Source organism: Corynebacterium sp. HMSC074C05, assembly GCF_001838325.1.
GTDB lineage: Bacteria > Actinomycetota > Actinomycetes > Mycobacteriales > Mycobacteriaceae > Corynebacterium > Corynebacterium amycolatum.
Genome location: NZ_KV836288.1, coordinates 68508 through 83104, shown reverse-complemented (window position 1 = coordinate 83104; position 14597 = coordinate 68508). Strand labels below are relative to the sequence as shown.

Sequence of the window (14597 nt, the reverse complement as noted above, 5' to 3'; positions counted from 1 at the left end):
CCATGATGCAATGACCGCCTGACCCTACCGCCCGGAAAATGGCTTGAAAGTGTCATAAGCTCGCACAGTTTCACATTTGCAGCCCGTAAATTTTCGGGTTGTCAGTTTTGCTACTTAACCCACTCTATGCTCGGAGGGTTTTGCGCCTGTGAGCGTAACTCGATTCTCCGTTGGAGGGGGAGAGAGTCGGTCACGCTGCAGGTTCTCTCACGTAACCTGGGACGCATGAGGCTCGACAATATAACCCGCCCCTTGCTGGCGTCCTTTTTCGCCGCGGTCGCGTGGAGTGTTTTGGGTGGGCTAATCTTGCCGGAGCCCAATCTCGCCTACGACGAAGGAATTGCGTCGTGGATCGTGTCCATACTGGTCTCAGTAATGCTGGTCGGAGCAATAGCTGTTTTTGCCGGTGATCGTTCGTCGGTCCGGGGGATGACCAGCGCGCGGAGCATTGTCGCAGCAGCTACCGGCGCAGGAATTGCTGCGCTTGGCGATTTGGCATTCCTATTTCTCACCACGCCGCCCGATGGCCAGGACGGCCTGGTCGTCGCCTATGTCGTGTTCTTCTACATCCCGCTACTATTTATCGGCGGATGGGCCGCCAGTGCCGCGATTAATCGGATGCGTAGGTGGTACCGGCAAGTGAAGAAAGAAAGAGAGGCCTAGCTGGCGACCGTGAGCTAGGCCTCTAACTTTGGAGTCGCCAGTGCCTGATGCGTCAGGTTAAGGCCGACCATCGTAACCTGCCAGGCGCGGAGAGCGTTTTTGGGGCGGGTCGGAGGCAATTGTCGACACCTTCATCGGACGTGAATCGGAATCGAAAGATTGCCCAGCCCCGAGGGGCGGATTCTTAGAACAGGCCAGTCGGGTTCTCGTCGTAAGAGACGAGCATGCACTTGGTCTCCTGGTAGTGCTCGAGCATCATCAAGTGATTCTCGCGGCCGATACCGGACTGCTTGTAACCGCCGAAGGCTGCGTGAGCAGGGTAGCTGTGGTAATTATTCACCCACACGCGGCCAGCCTGGATGCCGCGGGCAGCGCGGTAGGCGTTATTCTGGTTGCGGCTCCACACGCCGGCGCCAAGACCATAGATAGTGTCGTTGGCAATCTCGAGAGCCTCATCCAGAGTCTTGAAGGTTGTCACGGCCAGGACCGGGCCGAAAATCTCCTCGCGGAAGAAACGCATCGAGTTGTTGCCCCTAAAGATTGTCGGCTCGACGTAGTAGCCTCCCTCCAGCCCTTCGAGCTTGGCGACGTTGCCGCCGGTGAGAACCTCCGCGCCCTCCTTCGGCCCGGACTCCAAGTAACCGGAGATTTTGTCCAGCTGCTCCTGGGAGGCCTGGGCGCCCATCTGTACCGACGTATCCAGCGGGTTGCCGGTCTTAATCTGCTTAACGCGCTCGACCGCGAGCTTCAGGAACTCATCAGCGATGTCTTCGTGGACCAGGGCTCGCGACGGGCAGGTGCAGACCTCGCCCTGGTTCAACGCGAACATGGCCAGGCCCTCAATGCACTTCTCGCGGAACGCATCGTCGGCGTCCATGACGTCGGGGAAGAAGATGGACGGGGACTTGCCGCCGAGCTCCAGCGTGATCGGAATAATCTTGTCGGACACTGCCTTGTTGATTAGCTGGCCCACGGCAGTCGATCCGGTGAACGCAATTTTGGAGATCCGGTCGCTTGCGGTCAGCGCAGCACCGGCCTCGGTGCCGAGGCCATTGACGATGTTGAGAACGCCGTCCGGAAGCAAATCGGCGATAAGCTCGGTGAGCATGAGAATCGACGCGGGGGTCTGCTCTGCTGGCTTGAGCACGATGCAGTTGCCGGCGGCGAGGGCCGGGGCGATCTTCCATGCGGCCATCAGGAGGGGGAAGTTCCACGGGATAATCTGGCCGACGACGCCGAGTGGCTCGTGGAAGTGGTAGGCGACCGTGTTGTCGTCAATCTGCGAGATGCGCCCCTCCTGCGTGCGGGTGGCCCCGGCGAAGTAGCGGAAGTGGTCGATTGCGAGCGGGATGTCAGCGGCGAGGGTCTCGCGAATGGCCTTGCCGTTCTCCCAGGTCTCGGCGACAGCAATCTTCTCAAGGTTTTCCTCCAGACGGTCCGCGATGCGGTGGAGGATCAGCGCCCGCTCGGCCGCAGGAACCGAGGCCCAGGAGTCCTTCGCCTTGTGCGCGGCGTCGAGAGCGAGCTCAATGTCTTTCTCGTTAGACCGCGGAACCCGGCAGAAAACCTCACCCGTAACCGGGGTGGAGTTGTCCATGTATTGCCCGTCTACTGGAGGTGTCCACTTACCATCGATGAAATTTTCGTACTGCTCCTTGTACGTGAAGATTGCATCGGGGGTGCCGGGGTTGGCGTAAACAGTCATGTAGACACGTCCTTTCTATAGGGAAACAACAAACGTATGAGCCAACTTTAAATTGTGACTCGTGCCATAATCAACACTTATTTTTTCATCGCTTTTGCGAGAGATGCGATTGCTGCCGACCCTAAATCTGCCCCGACGTCGCCGTGAGAAATTCCAAAATTGCCCGCACACGGCGGTTTTCCTCGCCGGGCTCCAGATGCAGCTTCATAAAGATGTTGGACACGTGTTTCGCCACCGCCGCCCCGGAAAGCACGAGGTCATCGGCAATCTGCTTATTGGACTTGCCGCGTGCCATCAGCTCGAGCACTTCGCGTTCGCGCGCCGTTAAACTGGCTAGCCCCGATTTGCCGGACTGCATCAATGCCGTCGCCACATCAGGGTCAATCACCACGCCACCACCGGCGACAACTTCGAGCGAACCCAAGAAGTCCAGCACCTGGCCAACGCGGTCTTTGAGCAGATACCCGGTCCCGCCACTCGAGCTGCTGCCACTTGAGCCGGCCCCAGTACCAACCCCAGCACCTCCCGGCGAGAACAACTCACGCGCATACGCCGGCGCCACATACTGCGACAGCACCATGACATTCAGCTGCGGATAACGCTCGCGCAGTTCCACTGCGGCCCGCAGGCCGTCGTCACTCATCTTCGGAGGCATGCGCACATCGGTAATCACCAGGTCTGGCAGCTCGCCCGAGTCGTCAAACCGGTCATCGATGTCAGCCACTAGACCGTGGGCAGTATCGACCATCGCAATGACTTCATGTCCACGCTTTTCGACGAGTCCCGCGACCCCCTCCCGCAGGAGTGCCGAGTCATCCGCAATGACAATTTTCACTTTTTCGCCGCACCTTTCTTCTCCACGCTTTCCATATCCACACCTTCCATTTCTCCAATGCCCGATTCCCAGCGGTTCAACATCAAGGGAATTCTGGCTATTACCTGCGTTGGCCCGCCTTCGGGAGAGTGCATGGTCATCGCACCGTCGAAAGTAGCCAGACGCTCTTTCATACCCCGCAATCCGCGCCCCAATTTTGCCCCACCAGGGCCTTGGTCGGTAATTGAAATATTAAGTGTCTGATCTGAGGTGAGCAGCACAGAAACAGGGGCATTCGGCGCATATTTTGCTGCATTTGTCAGCACTTCTGCACAGAAAAAATATGCCGCGGCGAGCACGCTTTCCTCCAATTCCGGCAGGGGATAGGGAGTGTGCACAACCACGTGAGGGCCATATCCTTCAGCAATTTCCTCAACAGCCGCTTGCAGTCCGCGATCGCGCAATACCTGCGGATGGATGCCATGGACTGTTCGCCGCAAGGCCCGCAGGCCATCCTCCAAATGGCCGCGCGTTTCCGCCAGGAGCTGCATTAATTCCTCATTGTCCGTATTGGAGGCCTCTAATTCCGCAAGGCCCAATTTCATTGAAGCCGCAACAATGTATTGCTGAGCTCCGTCGTGGAGGTCGTTTTCAATGCGGCGACGTTCAATCTCGAAGGCTTCGGCAATTGTGCGTCGTGAAGCGGTAAGTTCGGCGATGCGGGCGGCGGCGGATTCTTCGTAGCTGCGTTTATGCGCTTTTTCGCGGCGGTTCGCGCCGATATATTTGCGGAAATAATCCTTCAGCTCCATAGTTTCCCATGGTACGAAAGCTCTGAACGCGGAGGAATTATTTTCCGGCATGGTAGACCTAGCACTACCGCAAAAGGAAAGTGAACACGGTGTTGAAATCGCGTCCGTGCGAGTGAAATGAGTGCCATGACAGAGAACAACAGCCCCAGAAACGCACGACTTTGTATCCGCGACATCACCAAGTCCTACAATTCCGCTCCCGTCCTCACCGGCATTTCGCTGACCATTGAGCCCGGCGAAACCGTTGCAGTCATGGGACCGTCCGGCTCTGGTAAGTCCACGCTGCTGCACTGCATGTCCGGCGTGTTGCTGCCGGATGACGGCGACGTCATCTTCGGTGATACCAAGATCAATTCGCTTTCCGACGCCGACCGCTCCGCCCTCCGCCTACACGACTTCGGCTTCGTTTTCCAGGATGGCCAGCTCCTGCCCGAGCTGACTGCCAGAGAAAACGTTGCTCTGCCAATGATTCTGCAGGGCAAGAAGCGCTCAACGTCACTCGCGCTTGCCGACGATGTCCTCAGCCGCCTGGGCCTAAAAGACCTCACGCGCCGTCGCCCAGGACAAATGTCCGGCGGTCAAGCGCAACGTGTGGCAATTGCCCGCGCGATGGCGGGGGAGCCAGGTGTCATCTTTGCTGATGAGCCGACTGGCGCGTTGGACCAGTCCACAGGTCATGAGGTCATGCAGCAACTGATTGCGTTGGTGGAGCAGACCGGCACGACGTTGGTGATGGTTACTCACGATGTGAAGGTGGCCGACTGGTGTCGTCGACGTGTGGAGATCCGCGATGGCCTGATTCACGACGACCGCCTGCTGGCAGGAGCGGAGGTTACAAAGTGCGCACCGTAACTGAAGCACCAAAACCCCAGAGAATCCCTACCGGCGCACTAGCGGACCTGAGCACGCGGCTGCAGCGCGCCGGGCGTGAATCCCATTCGGGAAACGGCTGGCTATCCGCATTGTCCGTGGTGGCGATGACCGTGAGTACCTGGTTGGCGTTGGTCGTCGTCGGTGGCACGACCATGTTTTACCGCCGTTGGCAGGCTGAGCCAAAGCTGCCGCCGAACCCAACGCCCGAGGATTACATGAATCAAGGTCAGGGCGAGATGTACCTGCAGCTGGCACTGGTGGCCTGCGTTTTTGTGATTCCGGCAATGGTTTCGCTGGTGGCACAGTCGGCGGTGCTTGGCGCTGCAGGGCGGGAGCAGCGATTGGCAACTCTGCGCTTGATTGGTCTGTCTAACGGGGCAGTTACACGCATGGTTATTATCGAAACCCTCGTATTGGCAGCTGTTGGGCTTGTGGTGGGCACGTTCTTGTCGGTTGCCACCGCGCCATTCTGGGCGATGATCAAGTTCGATAATGACTACCTGGATACCTGGGACATGTTGCTGCCTTGGTGGGGCTACCCGCTGGTCTGGGTTGCCGTGGTGCTTCTCGCGCTCTTTGCTGCTGTGGTTGGTTTGCGAAGGGTGATGATTTCGCCACTTGGCGTTAGCCGTAAAGACGTGCCCAAGTCGATGAAGGCATGGCGCATGATTGTGGCCGTTGTTATCGGTGCGGTTGTCCTGTACGTGGTTGCCAACTCCAATGTCGCGGGTGGGACCGTTACGGCCACGCTTGGTGTCGCAGCGATGATGTACCTGATGGTTTGGGCAATTGGCCTAGTGGCGCCTTTCTTTATCCAGCTTGTTGCCCGCATCTCCAGCTTCTTCGGTACTTCAAGTGATTTTGTGGCGACGCGACGAGTAGCGACTAACGCTAAGGAATCGTGGCGTCGAGTAAGTTCCATGGCCTTCCTGTCCCTGCTGCTTGGCTACACAATGATGGTGCCTGGCGAAGACAAGATTGAAGAAGTTGCGGATGTTACATTCGCGCACGATATTGCAACCGGTGTGACTATCACCTTCGTAATCGGCTTCATTCTGCTACTAGTATCGACGGTGCTGACGCAGGCCTCAGCCGTCTATGAAGAGGCCTCGCTGACAAAGGCATTGGACTTCATCGGTACGCCAATCACCTTCCATCGCACGGTCACTTTCAAGCAGACATTCTTCCCCATGCTTGCGACCAGCATCTTCGGCTTTGCCATGGGGGCACTGTTGGGAGCCGTCATGTTCGGTTCGGGCGCGTATGAAGTTACCTTTAGCCAACGCTCACTTGTTGTTGCGCTGGCGTACCTGTTGGGAGTTCTAGCAGTTGGTGCTGTGACCTTGGCTGTCGATCCACTGCGCCGAAAGCTGCTGGGGCGCCAGATTCGCCACAACGACTAGTCGACATTGCAACGACTGGTTGCCCTTAAAAGGGCAGTGGAGTGGCCGTGCAGTGGTGCTCGGCCAGTTCCTTAGGGTTCAACTTGAGGATTAGAGCCTGTAACCAACTGTGGTTCATCTGATAACCAAGCATTCATCTCACAACCACGTAATTTCTACCTCTGACTTTTAGCCTGAGGGCATGCGTACCTACGTGCTTGATACCTCGGTCCTGTTGTCCGATCCCCACGCCACCAAGAAGTTCGACGAGCACCAAGTTGTGCTTCCGCTGGTCGTGGTGAGTGAGTTGGAGGCCAAGCGCCACCACCCAGAGCTGGGGTGGTTCGCCCGAGAAGCGCTCCGTTTCCTCGAAGAGCTGCGTTACCGCTACGGCCACCTGGACCGGCCTGTGCCCGCCAATGATCTTGGCGGGTTTATGCATATTGAGCTCAATCACTCCGATCCTTCCATCCTCCCCGCTGGCTTCCGCACCGCCGAAAACGATCACCGTATTCTCGCTTGCGCCCTTAACCTTCAGCACGATGGCCATGATGTCGTGCTGGTCACCAAGGACATTCCGCTTCGCGTTAAGGCTGGTGCGGTGGGATTGCCTGCCGACGATTACCGCGCCCAGGACGTTGTACTGACTGGGTACTCGGGAATGGTGGAAGTGGATGTCGACCCGGAGGAAATTGATCGTCTCTTCGCCAATGGCTTTCTGGAGCTCGAGCAGGTTCAGGAGCAGCCGCTACACTGCGGCGTGCAGCTCAGCGCCGGTAGCCAGTCTGCGCTGGCACGGGTGAGCGCCCCGGGCGTCGTCAAGCTGGTGCGGGGCGATACTGAGGCGTTTGGGCTGAAGGGGCGGTCGGCGGAGCAGCGTGTTGCGCTCGACCTGCTGTTGGATGACTCGGTGGGGATTGTGTCCCTCGGCGGCCGAGCCGGCACGGGTAAGTCGGCGCTTGCGCTGTGCGCGGGTCTGGAGTCGGTGCTGGAGCGCGGACTGCATCGCCGAATCGTGGTGTTTCGTCCGCTCTACGCGGTCGGTGGCCAGAACCTTGGTTACCTGCCCGGTAGTGAGGACGAAAAGATGAACCCGTGGGCGCAGGCTGTCTACGACACGCTGGAGGGGCTGGTCTCGGAGAACGTCATGGATGAGATTGCCTCGCGCGACATGCTAGAGGTACTGCCGTTGACTCACATTCGCGGTCGTAGCCTGCATGACAGCTTCGTGATTGTCGATGAGGCACAGTCGCTGGAGCGCAACGTACTGCTGACGGTGCTGTCGCGTCTTGGTAGCAATTCCCGGGTCATCCTTACGCACGATGTGGCGCAGCGTGACAACCTGCGCGTCGGCCGCCATGACGGTGTACAGGCGGTGATTGAAAAACTCAAGGGTAATGAGCTTTTTGCACACATCACGCTGAAGCGCTCGGAGCGCTCGAAGATTGCCGAGCTGGTCACCAGCATGCTGGATTAGCGGCGACGGTCGCGTTAAGCATCGCCGCCTTATAAGAAGGTAGGCCGTCGAAGCGCAGTTAGGCTTCGACGCTTATAGAGCGCTAGTAAACGCTGATAGCGGGAAAGTCCTCCGCCTCGACCATCTCTAGCAGCTTCTCGCGGCGGACAAACGCGGAGCATGCGCCGACCGCCTGTACGGCTGCTGCACCCGCGGCGGTGGCCAGAGGGATGGCGTCGTAAAGCGAGGTACCCTTAGCCAGTTCCGCGGTGAGCGTGCCGACGAACGCATCACCGGAGCCAGTGCCGTCGACAATCTTCTCCTCTGGCAGCTTGAGCGCGGGGTGCTCGTAGATTGTCGGCTCGTCATCGATACCGTCGGAGTGCTGTGCGAAGAGACAGCCGTGGTCGCCGCGGAGCATGATGACGCTGGGGCAGTACTGCAGTAGTGCCTCGAGCTGTGCGCGGTAGTCGGTAGCGCGGATACCCTCGGCGATGTCCAGGCGACGGATTGTTTCCCAGGCGCCCTTCATATTGACAATCAGCGGATCTGCATGGTCAATCAGCGCAGGTGTAACGGTTACGACCGGATTGAGGTTCAGTACCAGTCGCGCGCTGTACATGGATGCGACGGACGCGATGGCCTCAGTTGCTTCCGGGAGGAGCTCGCCCTGTGCGAGCACGACATCCGCTGATGCGAACTCATCGACGAAATCGGTGGGGTCCGTCAGTGCGTCGGCACCGCGCTGGACAAAAATGACCGGGCGGCCCTTGCGGTTCGTTGCAACGAAAGCGCTGCCGGTCGGCAAATCCCAGGAAGTCTTAATGGAGTGGACATCTACGCCGTGTGCGTTGAGTTCCTCGACCACGACGTCCGCAGCGCGATCCTCACCAACCGTACCGGCCATGACAGCACGGACACCGTCGTAAGCAATGGCAACGGCCTGGTTAGCGCCCTTACCGCCTAGCGAATTAGTGCCGTCATCAACGATGAGCGTGCCACCTTCGGCGGGGACGCTATCGACCTGGACCAGGGTATCTAGGTGGATCGATCCGCATACAACGACGGTTGGATTCTCATTCAGGTCAGGATTCGGCTGCATAAAAATATAGGATAGTCGCGAATTGAAATCCGCGTTGGCCGCCCGGTTCCACGCCCGTCAGAGCTCGCGAATCCATGCCCTACAATCGATGGCTATGGCAAAACTGTACTTCCGCTACGGAACCATGAACAGCGGAAAATCCATCGAGGTCCTTCGCGTCGCCCACAACTACCGCGAGCGCGATATGCGGCCGTTGATCGCCAAACCGGCCGTGGATACTTTGGCTGACGGCGACGTGCACTCCCGCATCGGAATCGCGGAACGCGCGCACCTCATCCACGACGGCGATGACCTTTCCTCGCTTGCCGACGGCCACGATTGCCTAATCATCGATGAAGCACAGTTTCTCACCCCTGACCAGGTTGACCAGTTGCTGGGCATTACCCTTCGCGGTACTCCGGTGCTCTGCTATGGCCTGCGTACCGACTTTCGCACGCATGCCTTCCCGGGCTCCCAGCGATTGCTTGAAGTCGCCCACACCATTGAGGAAATTAAGACAATTTGTACCTGTGGGCAGAAGGCCATCTTTACGGCGCGGTTGAACCCGGACGGCAGCATTATTCTCGACGGTGAGACCGTGGAAATTGAGGCGCTCGAAGCGCCGAAGTACATCTCCCTGTGCGCCAGCTGTTACAACCGGATGTCGGGTAAATGGGCGTGAGCGGGGACGTGTTGGGCAGTTCCGGGACTAGAGTGCGACAAGAAAACGCACGACGAAAAATAGGGAACAAAAAGGGAACAGCCCTGGCAGTTGAACTGTGGAAGTTCGCCCACCAGGGCATTTAGTGCCCCCACCAGGGCTCGAACCTGGGACAAAAGGATTATGAGTCAACCGCTCGGCTACTCATTTTTGAGTAGCGGGGCTGACCTGCGGTTTTACAGATTTCGTGTTTATCGCTGAAAACCGGCGCACCGTGCGGGCTAGCACGATGTTATACTGAATGCAAACCAAATAAATTTTCCCACCCCCGATTGAGTGGTTTTCCACTCAATCCCGAACTTTGCTACTCATCTACATCTAGCCCCCCGCGACTAGCGACGTCCAAGCGATACCGAGCGAAACGGGAGCGGGAGCAAGCGCAGTGCGAGGTGAGGTCGAGGAGGGGGCGCGAACGACCGCAAGGTCGCACGCGCAAGCCCCCGACGCTGACCGAGTCCGAAACGGAGCGACGCGGACGCGGGAGTGCGAGCGAGTGTGAGCGCAGGCGGAGTGACCGGGAGCAGGGGGCGCACCGAACAGCGCCGACAGGCGCGTGAGGTGCAGTGGCACAGGGCTTGTCTTGTGTGCCACAACTCCACGGAAGTGGAAAAAGGGGAAAACAAAACATCGTATCAAGTGGAACGGATTAGGAAATGTTGACTACTACCGATGAGTTGGACAAGGTGATGCCGTGGCTATCGCCTGTGGTACTTGACAGTTCAACAGGCGATGGGTCGCTCATTCGGGAGCTCCGTGAAAAACTCCCTAGTGCCCTTGAGCCGCGTGAGGACGATGAACGTCAGGAGTCCTACCTAATCCACGTTTCCCCAGGGACTATCCAACTGTCATGTCGTGACCTCCAGGCACTCGATAGGCGAATCGCTGCCCAGGAAAAAGAGGAACGCGAACGCGCTCGCGTTAGTGAGGAAATCGCGTTTCGTCGAAAGGTCACCGATCTTTACGACGCAATGGAGAGTATTTTGTGTCAGCTAGAGGATCAAGCCGGGTGGCTAGTAGACAGTAGGCGGGAAAGGGGACTGCGAGGTGAGGAGCCTGGGGTTGTGGGGAGTAAGCAGGCGAAACGCCTATTGGAGGAGGTGCCTGCGATTGGACATGACCTAGCTGTGATGGAGTTCGTTGCCGATGAGTCGTTGCGTAAGAGAGATTTTGACTACGAGGTGCTTCAGTGGCATTACGACGAGTTGGTTCGCGGTTCTTGTCCGCAATGGATGTTCTGGCGACTCATGCCCCTTTTTGATGACATTTTGGGTGAGAAGAAATTCCCGCGAAAGATTAAGCATTGGTCGGCGAAGAGTCGCCGGCGCATGCTCAAAACTTGCTCCGAGTTGGATTGGGCGCCCATTATCGAAAAGTCTATGACCGACCAGTACAGCATGGCGATGGTCACTCTGACCTACCCTGGCGCTGGGCAAAAGTGGTTGGATTATGTCCCGTCTGCCGAGGTTGCTCAGAAGCATTTTGCGGCATTCCAGGAACGTTTTTACCGCGCATGGGGTGAAAGGATTTCGGGAATCTGGAAAAGGGAGTTTCAGCGTCGCGGTGCTCCTCACCTGCACATTCTCATGCTCATTCCGACCTGGGGCATTACTCGTGACCGCAAATCTGAGTACATCGAAGAGACAAAGAAGATGTTTTTTCGCGAGTGGGTTTCAGTGGCATGGGCTGAAATCGTTGGCGCAGACGGTCTCGACTTCTATCGACACCTTGCAGCAGGTACGGGTGTTGACGCGATCGAGGAATTTTCCAGTGCAAAAAATATTGCGGGCTATTTTCTCAAGTACGCAGGTAAAGGCGAAAAAGAGTATCAGAATTTTCCTCCCCGCGCATGGACTGACGCGGGGCAATCAGTAGGGCGCTTCTGGGGTGCAATCGGATTGAAAAAATGTATCCGCACCGTACTCGTCACTGCGCAGGAGTTTGCGGCTTGGGGTCGTCTCCTGCAACGTTGGTGCCGGTCAAAATTTCCTGGTAAAAGGCGGTTTCGTGGGAATTCTCATGCCGGTTGGATGCTCACTGATGATGGACACGGCACGGTAGCACTCGTGCAGGACTTGGCGCGAAGTTGGCAAGCGCTCGGCGGTAGCGTGCTCGATTCTCCACCTGTTGGTATGCGGGGAAGTGTTTTTTCTAGGCTTCGTTGAGTGGTTTACCGCTCTGTTGATTGGTTTTCTTCCGTCATTTCCTCGGCGATGTGAACATTTCCCTTTTTTATCCAGTCCCTAATTGAGGCTTGTGAGATTCCAAATTCTCCGGCGAGCTGTCTTTGGGTGACTCCGGGGTAGGCAGCGGTCAAGGCAGTAAACATGTAGATCAATTTTCGCCCTTTTTCTTCCTGCTCAAGCAGGCGTTTTACCGCGGTGATGTTCGCTTGAACGCTAGCGTCGATATTCCCTTGGGTTTTTATGCTTTTTCCGAGTTCTTCTGCAAGTCTGCGACCCTCGCGAGCGGTGAGATTTCCCATGTCTTCCATGAGCATTAGGGTAGCGGCTATAGCAGGAAATCACCAGGTTGAGAGGTTGACCGCGCGCATGAAAGGTTTTGTGCTATACTGTTGTCAGAAGGAAAAAGAGTATCGGATAAAATCAGTGATTCGGCACTCGGCAAGTCGCCTCCTTTTTTCATCACTAAGTGAGTGGAAAACCACTCAAGAAAGAGGTAAATCGTGCGTTTTCCCGCAAATGGTCTCCGCGTCATTACTACCGCTGCCACCGAGTCGCGCCCGGTCTATGAGTACATCGACGGAAAGCGTTCCGACGTTGTGAAAAAGGACGAAAAGGGTCGCGAGATGCATCGCGTCGCTGGACTGTCCGCAGTCTGGCAGGGCGAAGCCATTGAGGTCTCCGTCGTACTCCCGACCGCGTTCACGCTGTCCCCGTACACCGTGTATGCAGCCGGTGGCGATGGATTTGTCGAAATCGGCGCTCGCGCCGAGACTGAACGCTTCGCGTCCAACCGCTACAGCCTGTACACCTCCGAGGTAAAGGCTGCGGGTTCCTACGCGGAACTGGTCGAGGGTAAGTAAAAGTCTCTCGTCACCTGTGGGTTCCGCACCGTCTGTGTGTTGGTGCGGTTCGCCAGGGGAGAACCGACGAGGAACCCCTCTATTTCTGTTCCACCTATATATAAGGAGTCCCTAGATGGATTTCACTTCCATTGTTGTTCTGTGTGCGGTGTGTTTCATCGCGGTCTATGTCGTGGCGAGCGTCTATGAACATCGTCACCCGCCGGTGCCCGCTGGTCTGAAAATGCTCACCGAATCAGAGCGTTCTGATCTTCGTTCTCACGAGGAAGAGTTTATGTTGCGCTGGGGTGATGTGGAAGCTTGTAAAGATTTTTTCGAAGCAACCCAGGTTTTTTCCGGTGATGAAACTGGGCTTGAACCCGAAAATCGGCAGTATCCGCGCCCGATTCGGGCGGAAAAAACCTCCCGAGGCGTCGAGGTGGTTTTGCAGCTGCCCATTGGTATCGACGCGGAAGATATCGAAAGGGCTATTCGTCGCGGCGGTGAATGGGTGTCTATCGACGGCATTTCGGACACCGTGGTAGAGCGTAAAAGCCCTGGTCGTGTGGTTGTTCGTGCGGTCACTCGTGCGGCGTTCGAGCGAGACTTGGGTAGTGATTTCCTGTGATGTTGACAGATACGCGTCCGTGGGCTGTTGATGAGGACGGTCGTTCTGTGGTCTGGGAGCCTACCGATGTGGGTCACGTGGTCATCTCGGGCATTACCCGCACAGGTAAGTCTAAAGGTTCGCAATCTCTGATTGTTGGGACTTTGTGTCCTTGGGTTCAGTATGTGGGGGTCGACCCAAGCGCGGGTTTGCTCAAACCTTTGAAACATTTTTCTGGTCGCCCGTCTGATTTTGTTTTGGGGTCTGACCCCGACTGGATAGATAACGCGGTCATACTCTTGGAGCGGTGTGTAGAGGTCATGCGTGACCGCATTGGTTCTCTTGGTTGGGCGGAAAAAATTAATGATTTTTCCACCGAGGTTCCCGTAGTTGTTGTTGTCCTTGAGGAATACGCGAACCTGCTGGTTGCGGCTGAAAATCATGGCAAAGACGGCAAGAAAATCCGCGCAAAAATTGTTTCGCTGGTTGGCACTCTGCTGCGTGAGGGTGCAAAGGTTGGCGTGACTGTGCTCACGATCTTGCAGCGCGCCGAGGCAGCTGTGCTCCATGACCGAAGCCAGTACAGTCTGCGGATTTCCTACCGACAGGACAACCTCGATTCAATAAAAATGTTGTTTGACCAGCCGGAACAGTCTGATGTGTCTCGGATTGTGGCTTTGTCTCCTGGTCGGGGTGTGCTCTCTGACAACGGGCAAGCGCTTCGATGGTTCCAAACCCCTAATCCTGCTTATGCGGACTATGTGCGCACCGTAGAGGAGCGCATTTATACAGGTCACACACCACTTTTGGAGGAAAATCATGAGTAAAAACGCTGCTACGGTTGCTGTCGCTGCGACTGCCGTCGTTGGAGTTGGTGCCCTGGTGCTCACTGGCGCTCTGGCTGGTGGCTCGGGTTCTTCGGCTCCGTCACCCACCCCTGCGGATAGTGTGGCGGAAGTCTGCGAGGGCATGTTTGTAGACCATGGCGAGTGTCAAATCGCGAAGGCTCGGCAGGCTGCGGAGGAAGCATGCGATTTCGACCCGACTGATGAGTTTTTTGCTGATGTGAGGGCACGTCAGTGTGAAAGCGCCCAGGATCGTTCGGTGGAGGTGGAGCGACTGTATGGTATGCCGGAAAATCCGTCTGACCTGCAGATTTCGCCGGTTACGGCTCCCTATGCTGCCAACACAGAACGTGTCTGTATGACCTACGAGGACACGGTGCGTTCCACTGGTGAGACGCTGCCGTCTCGCTGTGTTGTGCGGTTGGTGTCTACCTAGCCCCGGTGGGGGAGTACAGAGGGGGGCGCTAGCCCCCTCTTTGTCCTTGACTCGTCGCCCACGGTGACCCCCTAGTTTCGTTCTGCGTCGCCTGCCCTGGGTGACCCTGCACCCTCTTTGTGTCTCTTCTTTGATTCGCGCCCGCGACGGCGGGCGCTCTTTACCTTTCCCCTGATAAAC

At 57.1% G+C, this 14597-nt stretch carries 15 protein-coding genes; 10 read left to right on the top strand and 5 right to left on the bottom strand.

From position 1 onward, the window contains the following. Positions 1 to 225: 225 nt before the first annotated feature. Entirely contained in the window at positions 226 to 663 is a 438-nt protein-coding gene (locus HMPREF3042_RS05025; protein ID WP_070856319.1) for a hypothetical protein, read from the top strand. Positions 664 to 847: 184 nt separating this feature from the next. On the opposite strand, the gene HMPREF3042_RS05020 is transcribed toward HMPREF3042_RS05025, so the two are convergent. The 3 genes from HMPREF3042_RS05020 to HMPREF3042_RS05010 form a co-directional block, all read right to left on the bottom strand. Then, complete coding sequence (locus HMPREF3042_RS05020) at positions 848 to 2368, bottom strand: acetaldehyde dehydrogenase ExaC (protein ID WP_070856318.1); 1521 nt, start codon at positions 2366 to 2368, stop codon at positions 848 to 850. Positions 2369 to 2489: 121 nt separating this feature from the next. Then, on the bottom strand, positions 2490 to 3203 hold the full coding sequence (locus HMPREF3042_RS05015; RefSeq protein ID WP_049170138.1) for a LuxR C-terminal-related transcriptional regulator: 714 nt from the start codon (positions 3201 to 3203) through the stop codon (positions 2490 to 2492). Then, positions 3200 to 3994 carry a sensor histidine kinase gene (locus tag HMPREF3042_RS05010; protein WP_083327426.1) on the bottom strand — a complete coding sequence of 265 codons (795 nt, stop codon included), beginning with the start codon at positions 3992 to 3994 and terminating at the stop codon, positions 3200 to 3202. Before HMPREF3042_RS05010 ends, HMPREF3042_RS05015 begins: the two co-directional genes overlap by 4 nt. A 117-nt stretch (positions 3995 to 4111) precedes the next feature. On the opposite strand from HMPREF3042_RS05010, the gene HMPREF3042_RS05005 reads away from it, so the two are divergent. The 3 genes from HMPREF3042_RS05005 to HMPREF3042_RS04995 all read left to right on the top strand — a co-directional run bounded on the left by HMPREF3042_RS05005 (position 4112) and on the right by HMPREF3042_RS04995 (position 7726). After that, the gene (locus tag HMPREF3042_RS05005; RefSeq protein WP_070856317.1) at positions 4112 to 4846 is read left to right on the top strand and encodes an ABC transporter ATP-binding protein; all 735 of its coding nucleotides are present in this window, start codon (positions 4112 to 4114) and stop codon (positions 4844 to 4846) included. 125 nt (positions 4847 to 4971) lie between these two features. Continuing rightward, complete coding sequence (locus HMPREF3042_RS05000) at positions 4972 to 6270, top strand: FtsX-like permease family protein (RefSeq protein WP_246822322.1); 1299 nt, start codon at positions 4972 to 4974, stop codon at positions 6268 to 6270. A 181-nt stretch (positions 6271 to 6451) separates the two neighbouring features. Continuing rightward, positions 6452 to 7726, top strand: a complete 1275-nt coding sequence (locus HMPREF3042_RS04995; protein WP_070834025.1) for a PhoH family protein — start codon at positions 6452 to 6454, stop codon at positions 7724 to 7726. Between the two features lie 82 nt (positions 7727 to 7808). On the opposite strand, the gene HMPREF3042_RS04990 is transcribed toward HMPREF3042_RS04995, so the two are convergent. Further along, entirely contained in the window at positions 7809 to 8807 is a 999-nt protein-coding gene (locus HMPREF3042_RS04990; RefSeq protein WP_070856315.1) for a PfkB family carbohydrate kinase, read from the bottom strand. Between the two features lie 94 nt (positions 8808 to 8901). Here HMPREF3042_RS04990 and HMPREF3042_RS04985 point away from each other — a divergent pair, with 94 nt between their 5' ends. Next, positions 8902 to 9468, top strand: coding sequence for a thymidine kinase (locus tag HMPREF3042_RS04985; RefSeq protein ID WP_038625984.1), 567 nt, complete (start codon positions 8902 to 8904; stop codon positions 9466 to 9468). Positions 9469 to 10568: 1100 nt separating this feature from the next. Further along, positions 10569 to 11669: a rolling circle replication-associated protein gene (locus tag HMPREF3042_RS04980; protein ID WP_141764784.1), complete on the top strand. Its 1101-nt coding sequence runs from the start codon at positions 10569 to 10571 to the stop codon at positions 11667 to 11669. Positions 11670 to 11674: 5 nt separating this feature from the next. On the opposite strand, the gene HMPREF3042_RS04975 is transcribed toward HMPREF3042_RS04980, so the two are convergent. Continuing rightward, the gene (locus tag HMPREF3042_RS04975) at positions 11675 to 11998 is read right to left on the bottom strand and encodes a helix-turn-helix domain-containing protein (protein WP_141764783.1); all 324 of its coding nucleotides are present in this window, start codon (positions 11996 to 11998) and stop codon (positions 11675 to 11677) included. A 192-nt stretch (positions 11999 to 12190) separates the two neighbouring features. Between HMPREF3042_RS04975 and HMPREF3042_RS04970 the strand changes: the two genes are divergently transcribed. From HMPREF3042_RS04970 to HMPREF3042_RS04955, 4 genes are all read left to right on the top strand, one after another. Continuing rightward, the gene (locus tag HMPREF3042_RS04970) at positions 12191 to 12550 is read left to right on the top strand and encodes a hypothetical protein (RefSeq protein WP_070856311.1); all 360 of its coding nucleotides are present in this window, start codon (positions 12191 to 12193) and stop codon (positions 12548 to 12550) included. Between the two features lie 115 nt (positions 12551 to 12665). After that, the gene (locus HMPREF3042_RS04965; RefSeq protein ID WP_070856309.1) at positions 12666 to 13157 is read left to right on the top strand and encodes a hypothetical protein; all 492 of its coding nucleotides are present in this window, start codon (positions 12666 to 12668) and stop codon (positions 13155 to 13157) included. Continuing rightward, positions 13154 to 13963: a hypothetical protein gene (locus HMPREF3042_RS10785; RefSeq protein ID WP_141764782.1), complete on the top strand. Its 810-nt coding sequence runs from the start codon at positions 13154 to 13156 to the stop codon at positions 13961 to 13963. Before HMPREF3042_RS04965 ends, HMPREF3042_RS10785 begins: the two co-directional genes overlap by 4 nt. Further along, positions 13956 to 14417, top strand: a complete 462-nt coding sequence (locus HMPREF3042_RS04955; protein WP_070856304.1) for a hypothetical protein — start codon at positions 13956 to 13958, stop codon at positions 14415 to 14417. The genes HMPREF3042_RS10785 and HMPREF3042_RS04955 overlap by 8 nt, the downstream gene beginning before the upstream one ends. Positions 14418 to 14597 lie beyond the last annotated feature (180 nt).